12 protein-coding genes are annotated in these 20912 nt (G+C 50.4%); 6 read left to right on the top strand and 6 right to left on the bottom strand.

Annotated features, from left to right (window positions below; translation table 11 throughout):
• Positions 1–200: 200 nt before the first annotated feature.
• Together SH449x_RS16220 and SH449x_RS16215 are read right to left on the bottom strand one after the other, a co-directional pair.
• Complete coding sequence (locus SH449x_RS16220; RefSeq protein WP_482381873.1) at positions 201–866, bottom strand: hypothetical protein; 666 nt, start codon at positions 864–866, stop codon at positions 201–203.
• Between the two features lie 56 nt (positions 867–922).
• On the bottom strand, positions 923–1252 hold the full coding sequence (locus SH449x_RS16215; protein ID WP_482377121.1) for a hypothetical protein: 330 nt from the start codon (positions 1250–1252) through the stop codon (positions 923–925).
• Between the two features lie 165 nt (positions 1253–1417).
• Here SH449x_RS16215 and SH449x_RS16210 point away from each other — a divergent pair, with 165 nt between their 5' ends.
• The 4 genes from SH449x_RS16210 (at position 1418) to SH449x_RS16195 (ending at position 9468) form a co-directional block, all read left to right on the top strand.
• On the top strand, positions 1418–6163 hold the full coding sequence (locus tag SH449x_RS16210; protein WP_482377120.1) for a DEAD/DEAH box helicase: 4746 nt from the start codon (positions 1418–1420) through the stop codon (positions 6161–6163).
• Between the two features lie 103 nt (positions 6164–6266).
• Entirely contained in the window at positions 6267–6773 is a 507-nt protein-coding gene (locus SH449x_RS16205; protein ID WP_482377119.1) for a hypothetical protein, read from the top strand.
• Between the two features lie 209 nt (positions 6774–6982).
• On the top strand, positions 6983–7654 hold the full coding sequence (locus tag SH449x_RS16200) for a hypothetical protein (protein ID WP_482377118.1): 672 nt from the start codon (positions 6983–6985) through the stop codon (positions 7652–7654).
• Positions 7651–9468 (top strand): AAA family ATPase, encoded by a 1818-nt coding sequence (locus tag SH449x_RS16195; protein WP_482377117.1) that lies wholly within the window; start codon positions 7651–7653, stop codon positions 9466–9468. The genes SH449x_RS16200 and SH449x_RS16195 overlap by 4 nt, the downstream gene beginning before the upstream one ends.
• A 132-nt stretch (positions 9469–9600) precedes the next feature.
• Here SH449x_RS16195 and SH449x_RS16190 read toward each other — a convergent pair whose 3' ends face one another.
• The 3 genes from SH449x_RS16190 to SH449x_RS16180 are packed head-to-tail and all read right to left on the bottom strand — an operon-like array spanning position 9601 to position 14040.
• Positions 9601–10845 carry a DUF1501 domain-containing protein gene (locus SH449x_RS16190; protein ID WP_482377116.1) on the bottom strand — a complete coding sequence of 415 codons (1245 nt, stop codon included), beginning with the start codon at positions 10843–10845 and terminating at the stop codon, positions 9601–9603.
• Complete coding sequence (locus SH449x_RS16185) at positions 10842–12212, bottom strand: DUF1800 domain-containing protein (protein ID WP_482377115.1); 1371 nt, start codon at positions 12210–12212, stop codon at positions 10842–10844. Before SH449x_RS16185 ends, SH449x_RS16190 begins: the two co-directional genes overlap by 4 nt.
• Positions 12202–14040 (bottom strand): hypothetical protein, encoded by a 1839-nt coding sequence (locus tag SH449x_RS16180; RefSeq protein ID WP_482377114.1) that lies wholly within the window; start codon positions 14038–14040, stop codon positions 12202–12204. The genes SH449x_RS16185 and SH449x_RS16180 overlap by 11 nt, the downstream gene beginning before the upstream one ends.
• Positions 14041–14274: 234 nt before the next feature.
• On the opposite strand from SH449x_RS16180, the gene SH449x_RS16175 reads away from it, so the two are divergent.
• Both SH449x_RS16175 and hisB read left to right on the top strand, forming a co-directional pair.
• On the top strand, positions 14275–16812 hold the full coding sequence (locus SH449x_RS16175) for a DNA gyrase subunit B (RefSeq protein WP_482377113.1): 2538 nt from the start codon (positions 14275–14277) through the stop codon (positions 16810–16812).
• Between the two features lie 36 nt (positions 16813–16848).
• Positions 16849–17442: an imidazoleglycerol-phosphate dehydratase HisB gene (hisB, locus tag SH449x_RS16170; RefSeq protein WP_482377112.1), complete on the top strand. Its 594-nt coding sequence runs from the start codon at positions 16849–16851 to the stop codon at positions 17440–17442.
• 55 nt (positions 17443–17497) lie between these two features.
• Here hisB and SH449x_RS16165 read toward each other — a convergent pair whose 3' ends face one another.
• Positions 17498–20785 carry a VPS10 domain-containing protein gene (locus SH449x_RS16165; protein WP_482377111.1) on the bottom strand — a complete coding sequence of 1096 codons (3288 nt, stop codon included), beginning with the start codon at positions 20783–20785 and terminating at the stop codon, positions 17498–17500.
• Positions 20786–20912: the final 127 nt, after the last annotated feature.

Raw genomic sequence — 20912 nt, 5'->3', positions numbered from 1 at the left:
TCGTATCAAGCCCGATTCTTGATCATAACGGCATTCATTTCAGTTTTTTCCCTAAAATTCAGTCGAAGTAAGCCTATCTGAAATTGGTTCTGCAAGGGGTTCAGGCTACGACTCTGGCGTCGATCGCGTTAGTCTTGGTACGCGTTGACTACCGATACTCCACCTTAGGTTCAGAATGGTGTAACCGGCATTCCGATGCGTTAGCATGCTAGTACCATGGTTTCGTAGTTGGTTAGTAGCGATCGATTCGGGTGAAATGCTGCGACCTCAGTTTTTATGCGATCGTCCAAGAAGCATCTTAAGTGATCGCTTTGGTGTAAGGTTCGCACGTGAAGCATGCTCTGAGCATCCTTAAGTTGCCAACGCATGCCACTTCGCTCCATCCGATCCTTTACCAAGTGACAGTAAGCTCCTTCTATCACGCCCGAAGCTATCGGATAGCCCTCTGCCAAGTAAACATCATACCGCATTCGATCTGTGTTCTGCTCCAAGTAGCCACATATCCTGTCCAGTTCTTTCTTCTTTTCGCCTCGAAGGCCATTTTGGAGAATAGGGAGCTTTTGACCAGGCTTTCGCCTAGCTGCAACCTGCTCAGCCAACCAGCTAACTCCCACAGTAATGGCCGTGATTTCAACAGTTGTCCCATCGCCGTTGTCCTCCGATAGAGGCAGATGAGCTGTCGTGTTTTTGTTCTTTGGTTCGGGGCGAGTGGTCATTGGTTCCTCCAAGATCTCCTCCCGGAATAATGCATCTGTTACGTCCTCGGCAGTACGCTGGTGTGGGTCAACGGTGTAAGCACTGGTACAAGCATTTGCGAGAACTCTTGAAGGAAAAATGACCACTGGTTTTCCAGAAGTGACATCCATGCGCTGATTGGCAGTAGTTCGATGCGTTTCTTGGCCTGTGGGGCGTATGTGTATTGTCAGAAACTGTGAACACCAAAGATGGATCGGATTCGGGGTAACGACTTAGCCTCGGAGCGATAAAGTGGCTTTTTATTAGTCGATACGACCTCGGAACCGAGATCTCCGTCTCCTTGGAGCGAGACGAACAGACCCATGGCTTGACGGCCAATCTCCAAAACGGCCTGCTTTGTTTTCCGTTCGATTTCATCAAAAGACTTTTCCTCAGCGACCGCCGTGCGAACCAGGGAAATCAATTTTGAGTGAGAATTGGTCAGTTCTGCTAATAAATCTTTTGGGTTTTGCGGTGTGTGGGACTTGTCAGAACTGTTGGACTTTGCGATCGTCATAACTGCGGCCTCCTGCCTTGGTGAAGAGATGTAATGAAGCTATATCATCGCAGGTTGGTCGTTTTTGGTTTACCCCAGTTTCTCGAGCCATCTGTCGGAATGCCGGTTACACCCCGTCACTTATTTCAGACTCATTTCAACAGAGGCATATCCTCAACTTCACTGATGACAGAACAGAATAAGACGTGGTTTGAATCGCTTACAATAGATCGCTCCGAAAGTGCCGGGATGCTGGAGAAGCCCTCAATGCGCGGCGTTCAGCGAAGCGTCGTTGACAAGTATTCCGATCAGGCTCATTTTATTTACGAGCTTTTACAGAACGCAGATGATGTCAGAGCGACAACGGGGCATTTCCGCCTTGACGTAAAGGGTCTTTTTTTTGCACACAACGGTCCTGTACGATTCACTCTATCGAATCCGCACAACGAAGAAGTGGATACTAACAATGGGACTCTAGGCCATATCAATGCTATTACATCCATCGCGAATTCCAACAAGACAGAATCGTCTATCGGCAAGTTCGGTGTCGGGTTCAAGGCCGTATTTCAATACACGCGTACGCCGCACATTTACGATCCTCAGATCCAGTTCAAGATTGAGCGGTTTATCGTGCCGCACATGCTGGATTCCGATCTTGATTGGAGGAAGCCCGAGGAGACAGTATTCTTCTTCCCCTTTGACCACAAAATAAAGCGCCCCCAAGATTGTCATGATGAGATACTTGAAAAACTACAAGCTCTGGAGTTTCCTGTCTTGTTTCTTTCGAATCTCTGTTCCGTGTCGTTTAAATCGGACAGTGTTACTGGAAGATACACCAAAGAAATCACTCGCGAAGTAGAGTATGGTGACATCACAGTTCAGTGGCTTACGCTGGCACTTGAAGTGAACGGAAAAAGTACTACGCAACGCCTGGTCATGTTTAATCGACAAAATGCAAGTGGACATTCATTTTCACTCGGCTATGGTTTTGGGGCAGACGGAAGGCTGGAACCAATTGACCGTCCAGCATTTTGTTTCTTCCCAACTAAGGAAGCGACGACACTTAAGTTCGTTCTTCATGCGCCGTTTCTTCTCACAGATAGCCGAGAAGGAATCAAGGCTGGAGAAAAGCACAACCACGATTTAGTCAAACAGTTAGCGCAACTAGCCGCAGACAGCCTTCCGATTCTTCGAGACAACAGATTAATAGATGACGGTATCCTTGACATCATTCCTTACGACGAGGAACAATTCAGTAGCATGGACGATAGACGTAAGCTATCGTTTAGTCCTATATTCACCGCCATAAAGAGTAAGTTTCAGACCGATTCCCTTTTGCCGACGATAAATGGAATATGCGCATACAAGCAATGTTCATTCTGGGCATCTGATACCGAATTGATCGAACTATTCTCCGATGAACAACTGGCTCAGTTGACTGGTGTAAAAGATGCTCGTTGGGTGTTTCGGAGTCGTGGCAAAAAAGAAGTTCAAAGCGCTAATCGAGAAATGGCGGATTACATCGATGGTGGCGACGCCCGAGCTTGGAATCGCAAAGAGCCAAATCTAATTGTCTCGAGTCTCACTCCTGAAGATGTGCTCAAGAAAATCAACCATGATTTCATCTCTTCTCAACCCTTGAAATGGCTGCACAACCTATACAGCTACCTTTCCGAACGAACTTCCTATCAAAGGTCTGTTAAGTACAAGCCCATCTTCCTTGACCAATGTGGCCAACCGACACCAGCTTTCGACATTGAGGATCAGCTCATCCTTTTTTTGCCAGACGACGATATTGACGGCTACACAACTGTCAATCAGGAATTGCTGTCAAATAAAGCCACTCGTGAGTTTTTCGAGAAGGTCGGAGTAAAGAAACCGAGTCTCCGCGATGAGATTTACAACAAAATTCTTCTGGCATATTGCAACGACGCGGCGTTTGACAATACCGCCCATTTCATGAAGTTTTTTCGTTACTTCAAAGAGTGTAGAAATGAAGAAACTGCATCGTTTGTTCAACTGATAAAGGACAAGAAATTTCTTCGCTGCAAGAAAGCGAACGACCCAACGGTTTATCGAGCAATCGCATCAGAATTGTATCTTCCGTCAACGGATTTGAAGGCATGGTTTGAGACCAAGCCGGAAACTCTGTTTTTGTCTTTGAACGAGTATCGCGAGATGGTAGATGCAAGTGACCACGAGAACCTGATGAAGTTTTTCGAACAACTAGGAGTTAGAAAGTCTCTTAGTGTATTTTCTCGGGCGATTTCACGCGCGGAAGTTGACGGCCAGTGTCTGACGGCGAAAGGGAAAATGCATAAGTACGAAGACAAGTATCTTGATGGGTGCGAGCAGATCATTGCGAGCATGACTCCTGCTCGTTCCGTGCTTCTGTGGCGAATACTTTCCAACGCTGCGCTTCTACAAAGCTTGAATGGTCAGCACACTTGGGTTTACTACCATAAACAAAATGAGTACTTCAAATCGACTGAAGAGCGGCGGCTTTTAACAGCGAAATGGATTCTCAACAAGGCTGGTGAATTAGTTTCGGCTGATGCAGTCACGATCCAATCTCTTTCCGACGCATATGGCATATCTGGTATAGGTGCGGAAGCGTTGATCAAGTTTCTGGAAATCCGGGATGAAGCCCAGTACTCAGTGCACTTGAGCGAGGAGGAGTCTCGAAAAATCAGACTTGCGGATGAAATCGAAAAATCAGGCTTGTCCGAAGAAGAAATCCGAACGGCGATTGAAGACGCTAAGCGAAGAAAGAACGTTCAGGCAACGACGGAAGAGGGTGAAACTGGCGGCGAACAGATTTCACCAAATTCTCCCCTAATCGAAGAAATTGAAAGACGACGCCGATCCGTTACCAATTCTCGTTCACCACGCCAGAAAGCCAATACGTTTTTGGAAACAGTGCAAACTGACACAATTGAAGATACAGACGACTTCACTCCAAAAGCGGTTGACTACGGGAAAAAACTTGAGCGGGTAAAGGATCGTTTTGCAAGCGAACTTGATCGCATAGAGCGTGAACAGGCACTTAATGACAAAGCTAATGCATTGCCACGTTACAGCTTCGGCTGGTTCCTTGCTATGCTCGAATTAGAATCAATGGCAAGCGGCGAAAAGAACGCGGACGGAAAGACCATTTCCATAAGCTTTGGAAAGATCGAGCGAGATTCGAAGTCGCCCCGTACCGTATTGCTGAAGGAGCCTAGTCGTTGTATCCCGCAATCCATCGAAGAGTTTTCGGGAGTGCGAGTGGATCTCGAATTTGGAGATGGCCGTACAGGAAAGCTTCGTATTGAATCGTTCACCGCGCAGGAATTTTTACTGCTTGGTAAGCTTGAATCAGCAGACGAGTTATCCGGGATTGATTTGGGGCAGGTTTGCGAAGCGCGAATCGAAGTTCAGAATCCATCTTTTTTGCTCCGTGAATTGCTGGAGCGTTTCCGAGAATTGCCCTTTGACCAAAAGTTCGACATGAAAGCAGGGATGACGCCGGACATTGAGTTCGTGTTCGGTCCGCCCGGAACTGGTAAAACTACCCACCTCGCTGAGAATGTACTAATTCCGAGGATGCGTGATGCGAAGAAGTCAAAGGTGCTTGTCTTGACCCCGACCAACAAGGCTGCAGATGTTCTGACGACTCGTATTATGGAGAAGATGGGCGATGATTCCACTTATTTGGAATGGCTCGTTCGCTTCGGAACTTCCGCAGACGAGCACATAGAGAATGCAGGCGTGTGGCGAGATAGATCTTTTGATATCAACGCGTTGAACCGATGTGTTTTGGTCACGACCATCGCTCGCTTCTCCTACGACGGCTTTGCTGGCGAAAACGGTAAGAGGCTAAATGAAATAAATTGGGATACTATCGTCTTTGACGAGGCCTCAATGATTTCTCTTGCCAGCATTATCTACCCACTTTACTCGCAGAGCCCCCAGAAGTTCATCATTGCCGGAGACCCTTTCCAGATTGAGCCGATTGTCGCCATCGAGCAATGGAAGGATGAGAACATCTTCACATTGGTTGGACTTGACAAAGCGGGTTCTTTTGCCAATCCTTCGCCTGAGCCGTATAATTATCCGATAACAAACCTAGAAAAGCAATATCGGAGTATCCCCGCGATTGGTGAGGTGTTTAGCCGCTTTACCTACGATGGAATCTTGAAACATCATCGCGATGTTGAAACACAGCTTCCACTGAAGTTCAATGGCTGCACTGTTCAGCCTCTCAACCTGATTAAGTTTCCCGTCAGCAAATACGAAAGTATCTATCGGGCAAAGCGGTTAGAGAGCGGAACGCCTTATCAAACTTATTCGGCACTGTTCAGTTTCGAGTTCCTTCGGTGGCTGGCTGGACAGATACATCGTGACTGTGCGGCCAGATTCAGCATCGGGGTGATCGCCCCGTATCGCGCTCAGGCGAATCTGTTAAGCAGACTAAATGACTCGTGGGCTACCAAACCAGATGCTGTCGACATTCAGGTCGGAACAATTCATGGCTTCCAGGGTGACGAGTGCGACATCATTATTGCCGTATTCAATCCACCACCCGCGATATCGCGGAGTCCGCAGATGTTTCTAAACAAGCAGAACATCCTAAATGTAGCTATCAGCCGTGCTCGGGACTACCTCTTTATCGTCATGCCGGATAATGAAACTGAGGGTGTCGACAATCTCCATAAGATTGCCATGATTGAGGCTTTTGTGAAGTCGAGTGGAGCGTTTCACGAATATGCGAGTCATGCCGTTGAGGAAATGATATGGGGCAATTCTAAATACCTTGAGGAGAACACTTTCTCTACCGGACACCAAATGGTGAATGTCTATCGCAAGCCAGAGCGATACTATGAAGTGCGTAGTGACGATATGGCGATCGATGTTCAGGTTCACGACGACAACGAGATAACGACTGAATAGGGCTGCTCACTATACGCATGATTCGAAGCTAAGCAAAACAAATCGATCTGTTCCCGCGGCCAATTTAACCGTGAGATCGCCTCGACTAGGCCTCGGATAACTGATGAATAGGGACTTTATATCTAAAGCGAATATTGACCATGCGAGACTACTTCATTCCATCAACTTCTCAGCACGTCGGGTACAGGGACGCACGTTAACCCATGTCGGGATCGCAATTGAATGTCCAGACGGTTTTATCGCGAAGGGTGATGCCGATCGATGGAAGGGGACAGGAACACTTCAGATGCGTGACTCGATTTTGAAGTTTGGGTTTGCGACTGTGGAAACGGAATTAGGTGTGCAGTACGCATTTCATATGGATCATGCTTACTTCTGTTCACCGAACGTAGTCATTAGGAGCACGGTGGGTGACAAACTCTTTGTCATCAGGCAGCGACGGATTTGGTCTTCAACCCTCGATGCATTTATGGGAAACAAGCAAGTAGGAACATTTGCATCTGATCCGATACAATCGGAATGTAAAGCTATGCTCGACGAAGACGTGCCACTTCAGATTGGCCTAGTAGCAATCTGGTGCATCATGATTCGCAGCGCATTCGCGGCGTAGTGTAAAGCGAGGATAGACTCAAACTGCGAACACAGCCTCGTTCGGCAGCTTCGTTATTAGTCTCTTGCACTACCCAGCACTCCGCACGAGCATCGCCTGCGGAGCTGGTATTAATGACACAAAAACAACAGATTTCTTTATTGACGTACGTCAATATCGACATAAAATACCTCGGCAAGAAAACTTGACCGAGTTTCTGGGAGGGGAAAATGAAAGCAAATCCAGGCGGAAACCTTGCCCCTGAAGGAGTTTACGGGCGAGATCACCTCATTGCCTTGCTTTGGGAACGCTTGGAAAACCAAAGCATATTGATGGATGCAGAGCGGCGAATCGGTAAGACGCAGATTCTTCGAAAGATGCTAATGCAGCCAAAACCTGGCTGGAGGCCCATCTATCGGAACGTTGAGCAAGTCCATTCGGCACAGGAATTTGCCGAGCTGGTTTACAACGACGTACAGAGTTTTCTTGGCAGCGGAACCAGGGCAAAAAACTTTATTCAGAAGTTCCTGGAGGACAATGAGACGGACCACCTCAACCTGAAAGGCCGCACCTGGAAGAAATTGCTAACGTCTGCGATCGAAGACCTGATGGCATCAAAACGTCCTGAACGGTTGGTCTTTTTCTGGGATGAAATGCCCTGGATGGTGCAGAGTATTCAACGCAACGAAGGTTCAAAGTCGGCTGTAGAAGTGCTCGACACCATTCGTAGTCTGCGGCACGAACAAGTTGAATTCCGAGTCATATTCACTGGGTCGATCGGTTTGCATCATGTTCTTGGGAGACTGTCCGCTGATCACTATCTGTCGCGAGACACAAAGGGTGGGTATCGGTTTAGGTTCCCGCTGATTCGACGCTGGTGGAGGTTGGATCGCGGACTATGAATCGGTACAACAAAAAATCCCCGACGGCCGATCTGTTACCTTTCAACGACGAGCAATTCATCTGGCGGTTTTCGCCTAACCAGACGGCTCCAGAATTGCTAGAAGCCATCTTTGTCGGTCGCGAGCCGTTGCTACAAAATATCCTAGAAAAAATCGCCGACACCGCGACGAGTAAAGCTACGCACCATGTGCTGCTTCATGGTCCGCGAGGAATTGGTAAATCACATTTTGTCTCGTTGTTGCATCACCGTTTGGTCAACGATGCTATCACGAGCGATTCCGTACACATCGCATGGCTAAACGAAGAAGAAACCACCACGTCGATGGTGCAGTTGCTTGTTAGGATTTATCGATCACTGTGCAAATGGTATCCGCAAGATTATTCGGCGGAGTGGTTGAATGAACTGCTAGATCAGCCGACATCGGAAATCGGCGACATTCTCACTCGCCGCCTAGTTGCACGGTTCGAAAAACGTAGACTGGTGATTCTGGTCGAGAATCTGAATCTGCTTTTCGAAAACCTAGGTACGGACGGGCAGCATCAGTTGAGGACGCTGCTGCACGAACACCCGTTTGCTTGCCTGATCGCTACCAGTCAGCATTTATTCAAAGCTGTGACAGATCGCACCGAGCCTTTCTTTGGTTTCTTTCAGCAGATTCCCCTTAAACCACTGACACTTGCGGATGCTCAGAGTTTAATGGTGAAGATTGCTGAAACCAAAGGCCAAATGGAGCTGGTCCAATTCCTAAATACGCCCGACGGACTAGGTCGCGTGCGGGCAATTCACGATCTTGCGGGTGGTAACCATCGCGTTTACATCGTGTTGAGCGGTTTTGCGACTCGAGAGTCAATCGATGAACTGGTGACACCCTTTCAAAAAATGGCGGACGACCTGACTCCTTATTATCAGGAGCGTCTTCGCGGGATATCTCCGCTGCAACGGCAGATTGTCGAGCTATTGTGTCGCCAACACGGTACGGTCAACCCAAAGGAGATCGCTCGCAACTTGCTAGTAGACCAACGCAGTATCGGTAAACAGGTGCGCATCCTGGAAGAGATGGGCTATCTAATGTCAACCAAACGCGGGCGCGAAACCTACTACGAACTTAGTGAGCCACTGATGCGACTGGCGTATGAAGTGAAAGAGCAAGGCCTGCTCCATATGCTTATAAAATTCTTGCGGGTCTGGTATCGACCGGACGAGATGCAGGAATTGCGGACGGACTACGGTTTCGATGAGATTATCAAAGAGCGCGTCAGGGCAATGGATAGTTACAATAAAGCAGTCGAGCTCGACCCGAATCATGCTTTTCTACAATTTCATCAGAGCGAAAAACTTTTTGCCATGCACCGATGGGAAGATGGTTTTGAAGCCATTCGCTGTGCCCTGTTAAAATTGCCACTTTGCGTGCTGGGAGATGCCTCTGCCCTGTTTTCGCTGATTTTCCAGCTAAGTGAAGACGAACCTCGACTGCAAACGCGGATCAACACACTGGTCGACCTCTACGAGCAGGCTGCTAAAAAGCATGGTTACCGACCTGCGGTGAATCCGTTGTCTCATTTGGCCAACGGCCTGGTGAAGTCGCTGGCGAAGATCGACGCCAAACGATTCACCCCCACCGTCTTAGCAAGCTATGTCGCTGCGGTTGAGCAACGTGCGATTAGCCTTCCGGAATTCCAGATCTCAATACGACTGTTCCGATACGGCATCCGCTATCTGACCAGCGGCAAAGAATCGGAGTTCGTCGAGCTCATTCAACCCGAACGCCGGATTCTACGTCAAGCTTTCGGCCTGTCCGAAGAGCAAATCTAATCGCGTACCGCAACTCGCACTACTCGGAGTGCCTCCAAGATAGTCGCCTCACTTTCCGCGAAAAGCGAGGTTACGAGACTGGGCTTTCTCCGAGTGGAAAGCGACCAATGTGGAATTCTTAGCGTCCTCGTCTTACACGGCGAATAAATTGGGAAGGGGCTCAAACCGTCCTCCTAGTGCGTGTTCGCTGGACACACCGAGCCAACCCTCGATCACGGCGGCGTAGACGCGTCGGAAATCGGTATGGTACTTCAAATCGCCGTCGTCGAGATCGGACAAGGATGGGAGCTCGCCAGCTTCTAACTGTGGTAGCTTGGGACCCGATAGGAACATCGGTGCAGCGGCACCATGATCCGTTCCCTCGCTCGCGTTCTCTTTGAGTCGACGTCCAAACTCGCTAAACGTCATGACAAGGACTCGTTCCGATTCGCCCCCTCGGGCTAGTCGCTGGTGAAACGCTCCCAACGCATCTGCCCACTGACGCAAAAGTCCAGCGTGAGCCGCCAATTGATTCGCATGGGTATCAAAGCCGTCCAGTGTTACGTAATACACTTTGGTCTTGAGCCCTGCCAGGATAAGACGCGAAATCACCTTGAGCTTTTCTCCGAGTTGCGATTCCGGGAACTCGGAATCATCACTGGCTCGCGAGAGCACACCCGTGATTCGCTGACTGGCCCGCACGGCGCTATCCGTGCTGGCCGATAAAAAGCCGAGCAAATCGTCTGACTCGTCTCCAAGCTTGGATTCATAAGTCATTGCAGGAATGCGTTCTTCTATGGCTTTGGATTTAAACTTCATCTGCTCGACTTCGCGAATCGAAGGCACTTGAACGCCTCGTCCCATGAGTGCCAAAGGAAGCGGTTCGGCACCCAAATGGTATGCCGCAGAATCCCCTTGGGAATCGAACCCATTTTCCATGATTCGACCCAGCCAACCCGACGAGGCGCGATTATCTTTTCTCTGGCACGTGTGCCAAATATCCATCGATTCAAAGTGCGATCGATTCGGCAAGGGATAGCCAACTCCATGAACGATGGAAAAAGACTGCGAGTCGATGACCGGCATAAGTCCCTCCAAAGCGGGATGCAACCCCATGTCGTCCGACAACTTGATCACGTCGTCTTTGCCTAGGCACAACTTGGGACGAGACTTGCGATACTCGTCGTCTCGAAAAGGTACGACTGTATTGAGGCCGTCGTTACCTCCCGAGAGCTGAATGACGACCAAGATCTTATCAGAGTTTGTTGAACCTCGAGTTGCTTCATCCGCGATCGCTTGCATCCAAAGGCCGGGCCAACCCACGCCGATCGCCAGCCCGGTGGCCTGCTTGAGATTATCACCGATAAAACGTCTGCGATTGTGCGGTGCATAGTTCATGACATGTGAATCCTGGGTAAAGATGCCAGTTCGATGATCGCTTGCTTGGCCAAGCTTCCCTTGGGTGTTTGTTCCAGACGACCAAGAATCGAGAGTCGCTCTGACGAAGTCGGTAGCGAGGCGAATAATCCATTGCCCAAACGATCAACGAGCTGAGCGACATCGTCAGACGCTATCGAACTCCCCCACTGGTCGATCGACTTACCCTCGATTTTCGTGTTCGCATCGTTCAACAAATCGTAGATGAGATTTGCTCGGCCGATCAATGTTGAAGAGTTGATCCAAGTCCTACCTCCCAGCCAGCCCTTGACGTTGGGCGGGTAAAACAGCGATTGTCCGAGCCCCTTTAATCGATCAGGCAGCTTGGTCAAATTGGTTGTCATTCCGAGTGAACGCATCAAATCCATGACCAATTCAATAGGAGAACGAATCCGCTTGCCAATACTCCAGCCCGATAGCATGAGTCGACTACCCAATATCATTTCCACAACGGGGCCGATCTGGAATTGGCTTTCTGCGAACCTATCGGCTAACGGTTGGATCAGTTCTGGCGTTGGGGCTGGCTCATCACAAAGGAGAAATTGGAAAAGCTTGTAGGCGACAAATCGAGGCATCGCATCACTGGCGAGTACGACATCGATCGCTTCCTCACCGGATTTCACAGGTCCCTTCCCGAGGATGGTCTTCTCCGAATCATCGTGCTGGTAAGCGTTGAACCGAAACTGCTTTCTGCGTATCTCCCAACCGGTGAAACATTTTGATAACTCCTGCACATCGGTTTCGCTATAGTTCCCTTCGCCGAGGCAGAACAGCTCCATCAATTCGCGAGCGTAGTTCTCGTTGGCGTGTGCTTTGCGGTTGGTGACACTATCCAAATAAATAAGCATGGCCGGATCTTTTGAGATCTCGTGGACCATCTTTCGAAAGTCACCCAAGCAGTGTTGTCTAAGCAATTGGTTTTGCTGGTAAATTAGATCCAAGTCCAAAACCTTTTCGGCCCCCGTCGCAAAGTGACCATGCCAAAAGAGTGTCATCTTTTCCACGATCGGAGTGGGGGTGTTCAACATTCGATGGAGCCACCACGATGCCAGCTTGCTCATATCCCCCGACGCACGAACGGACGATGCAAGGGTCGCAGACTCCTTTTCGAAGGCGGAACTCGGGTCGATCTGTGAGCCGTTTGAAACGAGCTCGGAAACAATCTCTTGCGGCGAACGTTTCATTGCTTCGCGAATTTGTTGCTCGGTGGCCCCGAATCCGGCTCGCCGGTAGAGCAAACGGATTCTTTGGTGATCCCATGGTTCCGTTTCGCTAGGACTCCACGGTTCCCAAGCTGCCATCGGATCTGACCATATCTCACTTCTCATTGCGACCAACCTCCGGTTGCATGTCGAGCTCGATGGATAACTCGGTCCCGTCTCGGAAACGTAGAGCAGCTCGCAACTCTTTGGCAAGACTGAGAACGGTGAACAACAGTTCGACCTCTTCCTCCGCGTCTTGTCGCGAATGCCCTTTCTCCAAAATGTTGTTGGTGATGAGTGTCTCGCGATTTTCCAGGAGCAAACTAGCAATCGATGGCACATCTATGACCAAGTTGGTGTTGGACGTGTCCGTGGTGGGAGAGCTTGTTTGCACGTCGGCATCGTCGCTGGCAAAGATTTGTTTCGCCAGCTCAACCGTGCTTGATATCGCGACCCGCTCGCCTGCGAAAGCAATGCAGGGAGTGAAGTTAAATTGGATCGGCAGACCATTGTCGTACTTCTTATCGGCATCCATCAAATACTCCGCCCAAAAGAATTGCGAATCCGCCGAGCCACCACCATCAGACATCAATTCAAGCTGCGGTTGCCCATCCATCGCACCAACAATATTGAGAAAGCCGATCAAGCTTTGGAAGGTCCGTTTCAGCTCGCGTCGCATCTTGGTCGCATCCTTAAGTTGCCCGACGATGGCAAAGGCTGGCAGCCGAATCGCTGGTACAGGTTGTGCATCGTTACGAGTCGTCTTTGCAACCACGATTTGCAATTGAGGTTCAATGGCTCCGAGGATGTCTTCTGCAAAATCCTTGCCCGAGAATAAAGTGGTGAGCGTGCTGTCCGCTTGTGCCAACTGGTCGTTAACAGTTTGGTCGAACAAATCTCCTGCTCTCAGCCACAGCTCCGAGATATCTCGGTAGGCACCGATGTTGGCCACGGTATCGGAAACGCGAAGTAGCTCGGGAGCAGAGCCTGAGCCATCGACGCCGATGAAAAAGGCATGCGATTCCTGCAAGCTCTCGGGAGTGCTGGCAAGTTGAGCATTCAGAGAAAAACCACTCCCGGTCATCGCTAAGTCTACATTGGCGGCCGAGGAACTCTGCAATGCAGCCAACAATCCACCCAGAAGCAACTCCGCACCAAAGTCCTTGCGGTTCGGTGAGAGTAACTCCTTCGCCACTCCGGCAGTTCGCAAGGCATCCAGATCAACAAACATGCGTCCTACGGGCAAGTCGAACTTACCGCCGGTTGATGAGGTGACTTGTAATAAGTTCTCTGCGCTGGTTGCGAGCCCTCGCTGTACAAGTCTCTGGAACGACTCGCTCGCAGAAAACGAATCAGGCGAACGATCCAGAAAGCGATCGATGGTCCCCTTAGCGAGTTCCGGTTTATTGGTAACCATAAGCCAAGGTCCGAGTGGAGCGATGATCGCTTCTTGAAACTTGGTCGCGGAGATATCTCTGTAGTCCTTTTCCTCGATTGGGTTGGGTTGCTTTTTGGATTTCGCGTCAGAGCTTGCCAGATCTTTTAGCTTTTGCAGATAGTCAACCAGCCAAGTTTCCCCCTCGGTCTTTGCTAGCAAAACCGCTCCCCCCGTCTCTTGGTCGAACGCGAGCACCAGCCCGCCATGATTGACGCTTTTCAGGATCGATTCCAGCTTGCTTCCGATCGCGAACTCCGCGGCGGTTAGACCAACCCGGACTTGGGTCAGATTCGGGTGAAACCAAATTTTGCGAAAGGCCGTTGAGCGTTGAATTTGCTTTCGAATGGGATGCTCCAAAAAGGCCTCGGCAGGGCAAATTTCAACATAAGCGATCGTGGACTTCGGCAGCCAATCTGCGGCACCGGGCTCGTTCTGTGCCGACGCGACCTGTTGGAATGACATCCACGCAACCAGAAAAATACAGATGCCGAAACGAAAGAGTGAGTTCGAACTCATAGCGGGGACTGCTTAGGTAGCTTTTGGAAAGGAAAAACGCCAGAAAGGGGAGGTCGAGCACCTGAAACCGCATTCTATTCGACATTGCCCGCCAATGCTTGGTTTTTTCGATTCTGGCAACCAGGGGAGACAAAAAATGGGATTCGGCTATAATCCGACCCCACTGAGCCGTCGCCGTTTGACGATGGTTCAACCGCTTTTTCCTAGTGTTTTTCCATCGATTACGGATACTTCATGAACGCATCTGGCGACCAAGACTTTAGTACGGAAAACTTAGGCGCTCCCGCCCCTGGAGGAGATTACAACAGCGACGACTTAAAGCACTTGAGCGACCTGGAGCACGTACGGAATCGCCCGGGGATGTACATCGGGGATACGACTCTCAGCGGGTTGCATCACTTGGTCTACGAAGTGGTTGACAATTCGATCGACGAAGCCATGGCGGGGCATGCCAAGACGGTTTCGGTGGCGATTAATTCGGATGGGTCTGTAACGGTCGAAGACGATGGTCGAGGTATCCCGGTCGAACACCACGATCAGCTTTCGGAAATCTTGCAGCGCGATGTCTCGACCCTTGAGGGGGTTATGACGGTCCTAAAGTTTGGTGGCAAGTTTGAGAAGAAAGCCTACCAACAATCTGGTGGTCTACACGGCGTTGGTGTGACGGTTGTCAACTTTCTGTCGCAGTGGTGCGAGGTAGAGGTTTATCGAGACGGGGCCATTCACACCCAATCTTACGAGCGAGGCGTTGCCACGGGTCCGGTTCGTGAATCCGGCACAACGACCAAACGCGGGACCAAGACTACCTTTAAGCCCGACAACCAGATCTTCCCCAACACGAAGTATTCCTACGACACCCTCGTCAAGCGACTGCAAGAGCTGGCGTTTTTGAACAGTGGTGTTCGAATCAAAGTCCGCGACGACCGTAGCAATCTCGCTGATGAATTTTTCTACGAACGAGGTATCCAGGAGTACGTCGAGCACTTGAACCGTGCCAGCGAAGTGGTCCATAAGGACGTGATCTTGATCGAAGGCAAGAAAGAGGATTTCGGCTATTCAATCGCCTTGCAGTACTCTGAAGAATATACCGAGAATTTGCACTCTTACTGCAACAATATCAACACGCGCGAGGGGGGGACTCACGTTTCAGGTTTCCGATCTGCATTGACGAGAACGTTGAACTCGTACGGCAAAAAAGAGAATCTCTTCAAAGATCTGACACCGACCGGCGACGACTTCCGCGAGGGGCTAACCTGCGTCATCAGCGTTCGTGTTACCAACCCGCAATTCGAAGGGCAAACGAAAACGAAGCTCGGTAACAGCGATGTCGAGGGGATCGTCAACTCCGTCGTTGGTGAAGCTCTCATGAAGTACCTCGAGGAGAATCCAAAGAACGCAAAACTGCTCGCCCGAAAAGGCCTACTCGCAGCCGAAGCACGCGAGGCCGCTCGAAAAGCCAAAGATGCCTTGCGCAAGCGAAAGGACGTCCTCGGAGGTGGAGGGCTGCCTGGCAAGCTCCGCGATTGCATCAGCAACAAAATGGAAGAGTGCGAGCTGTACCTCGTCGAAGGTGATTCGGCAGGTGGAAGTGCCGAGGGGGGACGTTTCCGCGACACCCAGGCGATCCTGCCGTTACGAGGTAAGATCATCAACGCTTACAAGAGCCGCGAAGACAAGGTTCTTGCCAACGAAGAAGTCATGAGCATGATCCAAGCGATCGGTAGCGGGATCGGAGCCGATCAGGATGTCGCCAAGCGTCGATACAATCGAATCATCATCATGACTGACGCCGACATCGACGGCTCTCACATCAGAACATTGCTGCTGTGTTTCTTCTATAGGCAAATGTATCAGTTGGTAGCTGGTGGACACGTCTATTTGGCCCAGCCACCTTTGTTCCGAGTCGTTCGAGGCAAAAAGGAAAAGTACTACGTTCAATCAGAAGAAGAGATGAAGGCGCAGCTTCAAGAGAAAGGCCTAGCACTGAGTCAATTCGTAGATGATCGCGGCCGACGATTCGAGGGGGACGAGATGCGGAAGCTATGCACAACCTTGTCCGCGATGGAGGATGCGTTGCTGAACCTCGAGCGACGCGGCATTTCCTTGAGAGTGCATGCAGAGCGCATGGAGCCAGAGTCCGGGCGGTTGCCCGTTTTTCACTTGGATCTAGGGACCGAGGATCATTGGTTCGTCACGCGAGACAAGCTCGATGAGTTCATGTCGCAACGCAAGATTTTGGTCGACGAAGCTCCTGCACTGACTCAACCCGCCTCAACCACTCCAGGCACCGTACCTGGCACCGAGCCAGCCGCGAGTGGCCAAACTCCAGCCAAAGAGACGACCGTTGCGCACGTCGCAGAGCTATTCGAGGTTCGCACGATCAACACAGGCTTGAAAGAACTCGCCGAGTATGGATTCACCATCGAAGACTTGATCCCCAAGGATCGAACCGGCTCGACCGATTCGCGTTTCAAAGTCCTCCGAGAGGAAAACGAAACCGGGATCGAGGATCTTCGAGCATTGTTGCCAGCCATCCGTGAGTCAGGTCGCCGAGGATTGTCGATCACTCGCTTTAAGGGGTTGGGTGAAATGAACGCGGAGGAGCTCCGCGATACCACATTGAATCCTGGATGCCGAACGATGGTCAAAGTTCAGTTGACCGACGCTGCGGCTGCCGACGAGATGTTCCGAGTATTGATGGGTGACAAAGTGGAACCACGTCGCGAGTTTATCGAGAAGCACGCACTCGAAGTTCGAAACTTGGACGTTTAACCTGAAACTCAACCAAAAGCACCGGAAGCCTGAATCATGTCGAACCGCACCGCCAAGATTAGTCGTCAAACCGCCGAAACCGCCATTGAGCTCGAGCTCAATGTAGACGGTTCGGGGCTGAACTCCATTCGAACAGGAGTTGGCTTCCTCGACCACATGCTGGTGCTGTTGGCCAAGCATTCGATGATGGACTTGACGATTGAGGCGAAAGGGGACTTGGAGGTCGATGCTCACCACACGACAGAGGATGTTGGCATTTGCCTGGGGTTGGCCATGAAGCAAGCTCTGGGTGAAAAAGTCGGCATCCGTCGGTACGGGCACATGGTGTTACCGATGGAAGAGACGTTGGTGACTGTCGCTCTTGATTTTAGTGGCAGGCCATTCGTTGTCTTCCAAGCTCCCATGCCAGCGCAGAAGATCGGTGAATTTGACAGTGAGCTGGTAGAGGATTTTTGGCAAGCGTTCGCCGTCAACGCCGGTTGCAATCTTCATGTATTGCTACATCACGGACGAAACACGCACCACATTGCCGAGGGCATTTTCAAGGCCGCTGCCCGTTCGATTCGCATTGCAACGGAAATCGACCCAAGACAATCTGGTGTCCCCAGCTCCAAAGGCGTTCTACAGTAACATCTGAGGATGGTCACAAGCATTTTTCCACCGGACCCATCAAGGCCGATAGTCCCTACGGATCGCGAGATAGTACGAAACCAAGTTCCGCGAGCTTCTCTTTGAGCGATTTCAACTTCAGATCAATAATTTCGTCAATCTCCACAGTCAGCTGGACCATTTCCTTTTCGACGATCGCCAACTGCGCTCGATGGGTGCCCGTCGGGCCGTGGGTTGAACCGAATGCGCCATAGGCAATATTCGACAACCGAGCTCCAGGCGCAGGCACTTGTTCAATGAACCGTTCCGATTGAAGCTCATTTCCGAAGAGAGACTTCTGCTTAACTTTCACTTCATTCTTTAGGTTTGTGATCTCGAGCATGATAGCCGCTGGATCTTGCAATCGAGGTTTAACAAGGCTAAGTGCTTCGTCCAATACCTCCTCTGCCTTGGCTAGACGTCTCGCTGATCGATCGATTACAACTTGCTGGGCCGCCAATGCTTTTTGAAACGCGACGATTTCATCCTTTGAATTAGCCTCGATACTTGGAGCAGCGAGAGGTTCGACCAAAAACTCGATTGCGTCCGAAATCGGCTTGCTCTCCCCAGCGTCGCTCAAAAATGCCTGTGCTTTATAAGTACCAGGGAAGGCGAACGGTCGGAAGCGAACGCCAGGAAGTGGTGTTCGCCGCAGATCCCACGATACGCGGTGCAACCCCTTGCTGCTAGGTAAATCGACTCTAGCTACAAACTCACCAGTCGCATCGGTAATTTGAAGGAATCGTTCGGGCAAAACCTCCACTTGTTCTTTTTCCAACTCTTCGATCGATGCAACACGCGCATCCTTGTTCTCTCGTTTGGCTTTTGCTTCTTCTTCAAGTCGCTTCTCTTTTAAAGATTTGAAGGAGTCTTTCAAATGAACTGTGAAAACGGCTCCAAAGGTCGGGTTATTGGCCGTAAAGTACGAGTCACCTTGGAATCCCTTTACCCCTCCGAGTTTGTCCGCGGGGCGATACCACCACGCGCGTCGAGCAGTGTACAGATGCCCGTCTTTATTCAACTGTTCTGGATCAAGTTCTCGCAACGCTGAGTAATCATCCAGGACGTAAAATCCTCTTCCGAAAGTTGCACAAACCAAATCGTTTTCGCGCTTTTGGATTGCGATATCACGAACAGGAATCGTTGGCAGCCCAACTGACAATTTATGCCATTTGTCTCCTGCGTCCAACGAACAGAAGAGGCCATATTCGGTTCCTAGGAAGAGCAATTCTGGTTTAATGTGGTCCTGCTCGATTCGCCACGTGAGATGCTTCTCTCGAAGATTATTGGAAATATTCTTCCAGGTTCTTCCACGGTCGGTACTCTTGATCACGTACGGTTTGTAATCACCGGTTTTGTGGTGATCCAAACAAGCGTAGACCACATCCACGTTGTGGCGATCGGCTTTGATGTCGTTGACGAAAGCCCCTTCCGGAACATCAAAGAAACGCTCGATTTTCCGCCATGTGTTGCCACCGTCTTCTGTAACTTGAATCAAGCCATCGTCTGTGCCAACGTAGATAAGCCCCTCTTGGAGGGGGGATTCGCTGATCGAAGTTATGTTTCCATAGGCGCTCATGGCGAGCAGGTCAAAGCCCGCATCGATCCCCCAAACGCGTCCCATTACGGGCAACGTCCAGCGATCGACATTCTTAGAAAGATCGGGGCTGATGGTCTTCCAAGAATCTCCGCGATCATCGCTGCGGTGCAGTTTTTTGCTTCCGAAGTAGATACGCTTGTGATTATGAGGGCTAATCAAAATCGGAGAGTCCCAATTGAATCGAAAACCTTCTTCGCCTGCTTCTGGTTGCGGACGAATGTCGATAGATTCGCCAGTTCGTCGATCGAATCGTTGAATGTAGCCTTCTTGCGACTCACAGTAGATTATGTTGGGATCTTCTGGATCGATTGCATTGTCGTGACCATCACCGCCAATGGTGATTTGCCAGTCAGCGTTCGTGATTCCCTGAATAAAACGGGTCGCGCTAGGTCCATATTGCGAATTGTTGTCCTGTGTGCCGCCGACGACATTGTAGAACGGAAGATCGTAATCCACGTCTACTTTGTAGAACTGAGTCAGAGGCAGATTGCCAAAGTAGGTATATGACTTGCAAAAATCGTTAGAGCGATAAATGCCTCCATCCGTTCCGACTAGGACAAAGTCTTTATCGGTCGGAAGAAACACAACCACGTGATTGTCACTGTGCTTGAATCTCCCCTCGACAGGCTCGAATGTTTTACCGCCATTGATACTCCTCACCAGCGTATCATTTGCATGGTAGATAACATCGAAGCGATGTGGGTCCAGATAGATTTCTTGGTAGTAGTGGGGACCCGTACCGCCGGAGACAAAGTCGCTCATCTTCTCAAAGCTTTGGCCACCGTTGGTACTGCGGAAGAAGCCACCCTTGCGATTGGTAAGTTCGATCGAGGCGTAGACAACATTCTTGTCTTGCGGCGAGATGCCCAACGCAATTTTCCCTTTATCTCCCCCAGGGATGCCGTTGGTTAATTCCTGCCAGGACTCACCACCATTTGTGGAACGAAAGATTCCCGATTCGGGCCCTGTATCAAGCAGCGCCCAAACGGTGCGGTGTCGCTGGTGCGTCGCAGCGATAAGGATGTCAGGATTTTCTGGGTCCATGACGATATCAGTCACCCCGGTATAAGGCCCTTTGCTGAGAACATTCCTCCAGGTTGTCCCACCGTCTACCGATTTGAATAGACCACGCTCCCCACCGGGGGACCACAAGGGACCTTGAGCTGCTACATAGATTACGTTTGAGTTTCTCGGATCGATGACGATTTTACTGATATGCTCCGATTGCTCGAGACCCATTTTCTGAAAGGACTTTCCACCATCCTTGCTGCGATAGACTCCATCACCGATCCCGACGTGTCGGCCCGCGACATTTTCGCCAGTCCCCACCCAAATCGTGTCGGTGTGGTTTGGATCGATGGTAACGCAACCAATCGAGTACGACGATTGACCATCAAAGATCGGTGTGAAGGTCGTGCCTGCATTGGTGGTTTTCCAAACTCCACCGGAACCGACAGCAACGAACCAGACGTTGGGGTTCGACGGGTCGATGGCGATATCAGCGATACGTCCCGACATCAGTGCTGGCCCGATGCTTCGGTGTTTAAATGTCCCGAGCAGCTCGGTAAGCGTCGAATCGTCCCAAGCAGCCGTCGGTTTCGCCTCGCCAGGATTTACCCCGCTGGAGGTATCAGGTTCCTGTGGGGCACCGTGTACGGCAAGCGAGAAACTAGTTGCCAGGATCAATAAGCTAAGAGAAAGGAACGAGCGAAACGATCGATTCATGGAGCTATTCTCAAGTAGTTTTGTTACGCAGAAACGCAGCGGGGTGAAACCGGTTGTGAAAAACCGAACCATCCACCCCATAGGCAGTGTGCATTCCAGACCCTCGATCGTCAATCGAAAGTTCATC

It is taken from the genome of Brakhagea baltica (assembly GCF_052161605.1).
Taxonomy (GTDB): Bacteria; Planctomycetota; Planctomycetia; order Pirellulales; family Pirellulaceae; genus JBKCUI01.
The sequence above is the reverse complement of the archived record's forward strand: the minus strand, read 5'-3'. Positions and strand labels throughout refer to the sequence as shown.

What these genes read in the sequence shown, in the direction of transcription:
- SH449x_RS16215 (WP_482377121.1), bottom strand. Translation starts at nt 1,252, where the DNA reads ATGACGATCGCAAAGTCCAACAGTTCTGACAAGTCCCACACACCGCAA.
- SH449x_RS16205 (WP_482377119.1), top strand. Translation starts at nt 6,267, where the DNA reads ATGAATAGGGACTTTATATCTAAAGCGAATATTGACCATGCGAGACTA.
- SH449x_RS16165 (WP_482377111.1), bottom strand. Translation starts at nt 20,785, where the DNA reads ATGAATCGATCGTTTCGCTCGTTCCTTTCTCTTAGCTTATTGATCCTG.
- SH449x_RS16200 (WP_482377118.1), top strand. Translation starts at nt 6,983, where the DNA reads ATGAAAGCAAATCCAGGCGGAAACCTTGCCCCTGAAGGAGTTTACGGG.
- SH449x_RS16185 (WP_482377115.1), bottom strand. Translation starts at nt 12,212, where the DNA reads ATGAGAAGTGAGATATGGTCAGATCCGATGGCAGCTTGGGAACCGTGG.
- hisB (WP_482377112.1), top strand. Translation starts at nt 16,849, where the DNA reads ATGTCGAACCGCACCGCCAAGATTAGTCGTCAAACCGCCGAAACCGCC.
- SH449x_RS16180 (WP_482377114.1), bottom strand. Translation starts at nt 14,040, where the DNA reads ATGAGTTCGAACTCACTCTTTCGTTTCGGCATCTGTATTTTTCTGGTT.
- SH449x_RS16190 (WP_482377116.1), bottom strand. Translation starts at nt 10,845, where the DNA reads ATGAACTATGCACCGCACAATCGCAGACGTTTTATCGGTGATAATCTC.
- SH449x_RS16210 (WP_482377120.1), top strand. Translation starts at nt 1,418, where the DNA reads ATGACAGAACAGAATAAGACGTGGTTTGAATCGCTTACAATAGATCGC.
- SH449x_RS16220 (WP_482381873.1), bottom strand. Translation starts at nt 866, where the DNA reads ATGGATGTCACTTCTGGAAAACCAGTGGTCATTTTTCCTTCAAGAGTT.
- SH449x_RS16195 (WP_482377117.1), top strand. Translation starts at nt 7,651, where the DNA reads ATGAATCGGTACAACAAAAAATCCCCGACGGCCGATCTGTTACCTTTC.
- SH449x_RS16175 (WP_482377113.1), top strand. Translation starts at nt 14,275, where the DNA reads ATGAACGCATCTGGCGACCAAGACTTTAGTACGGAAAACTTAGGCGCT.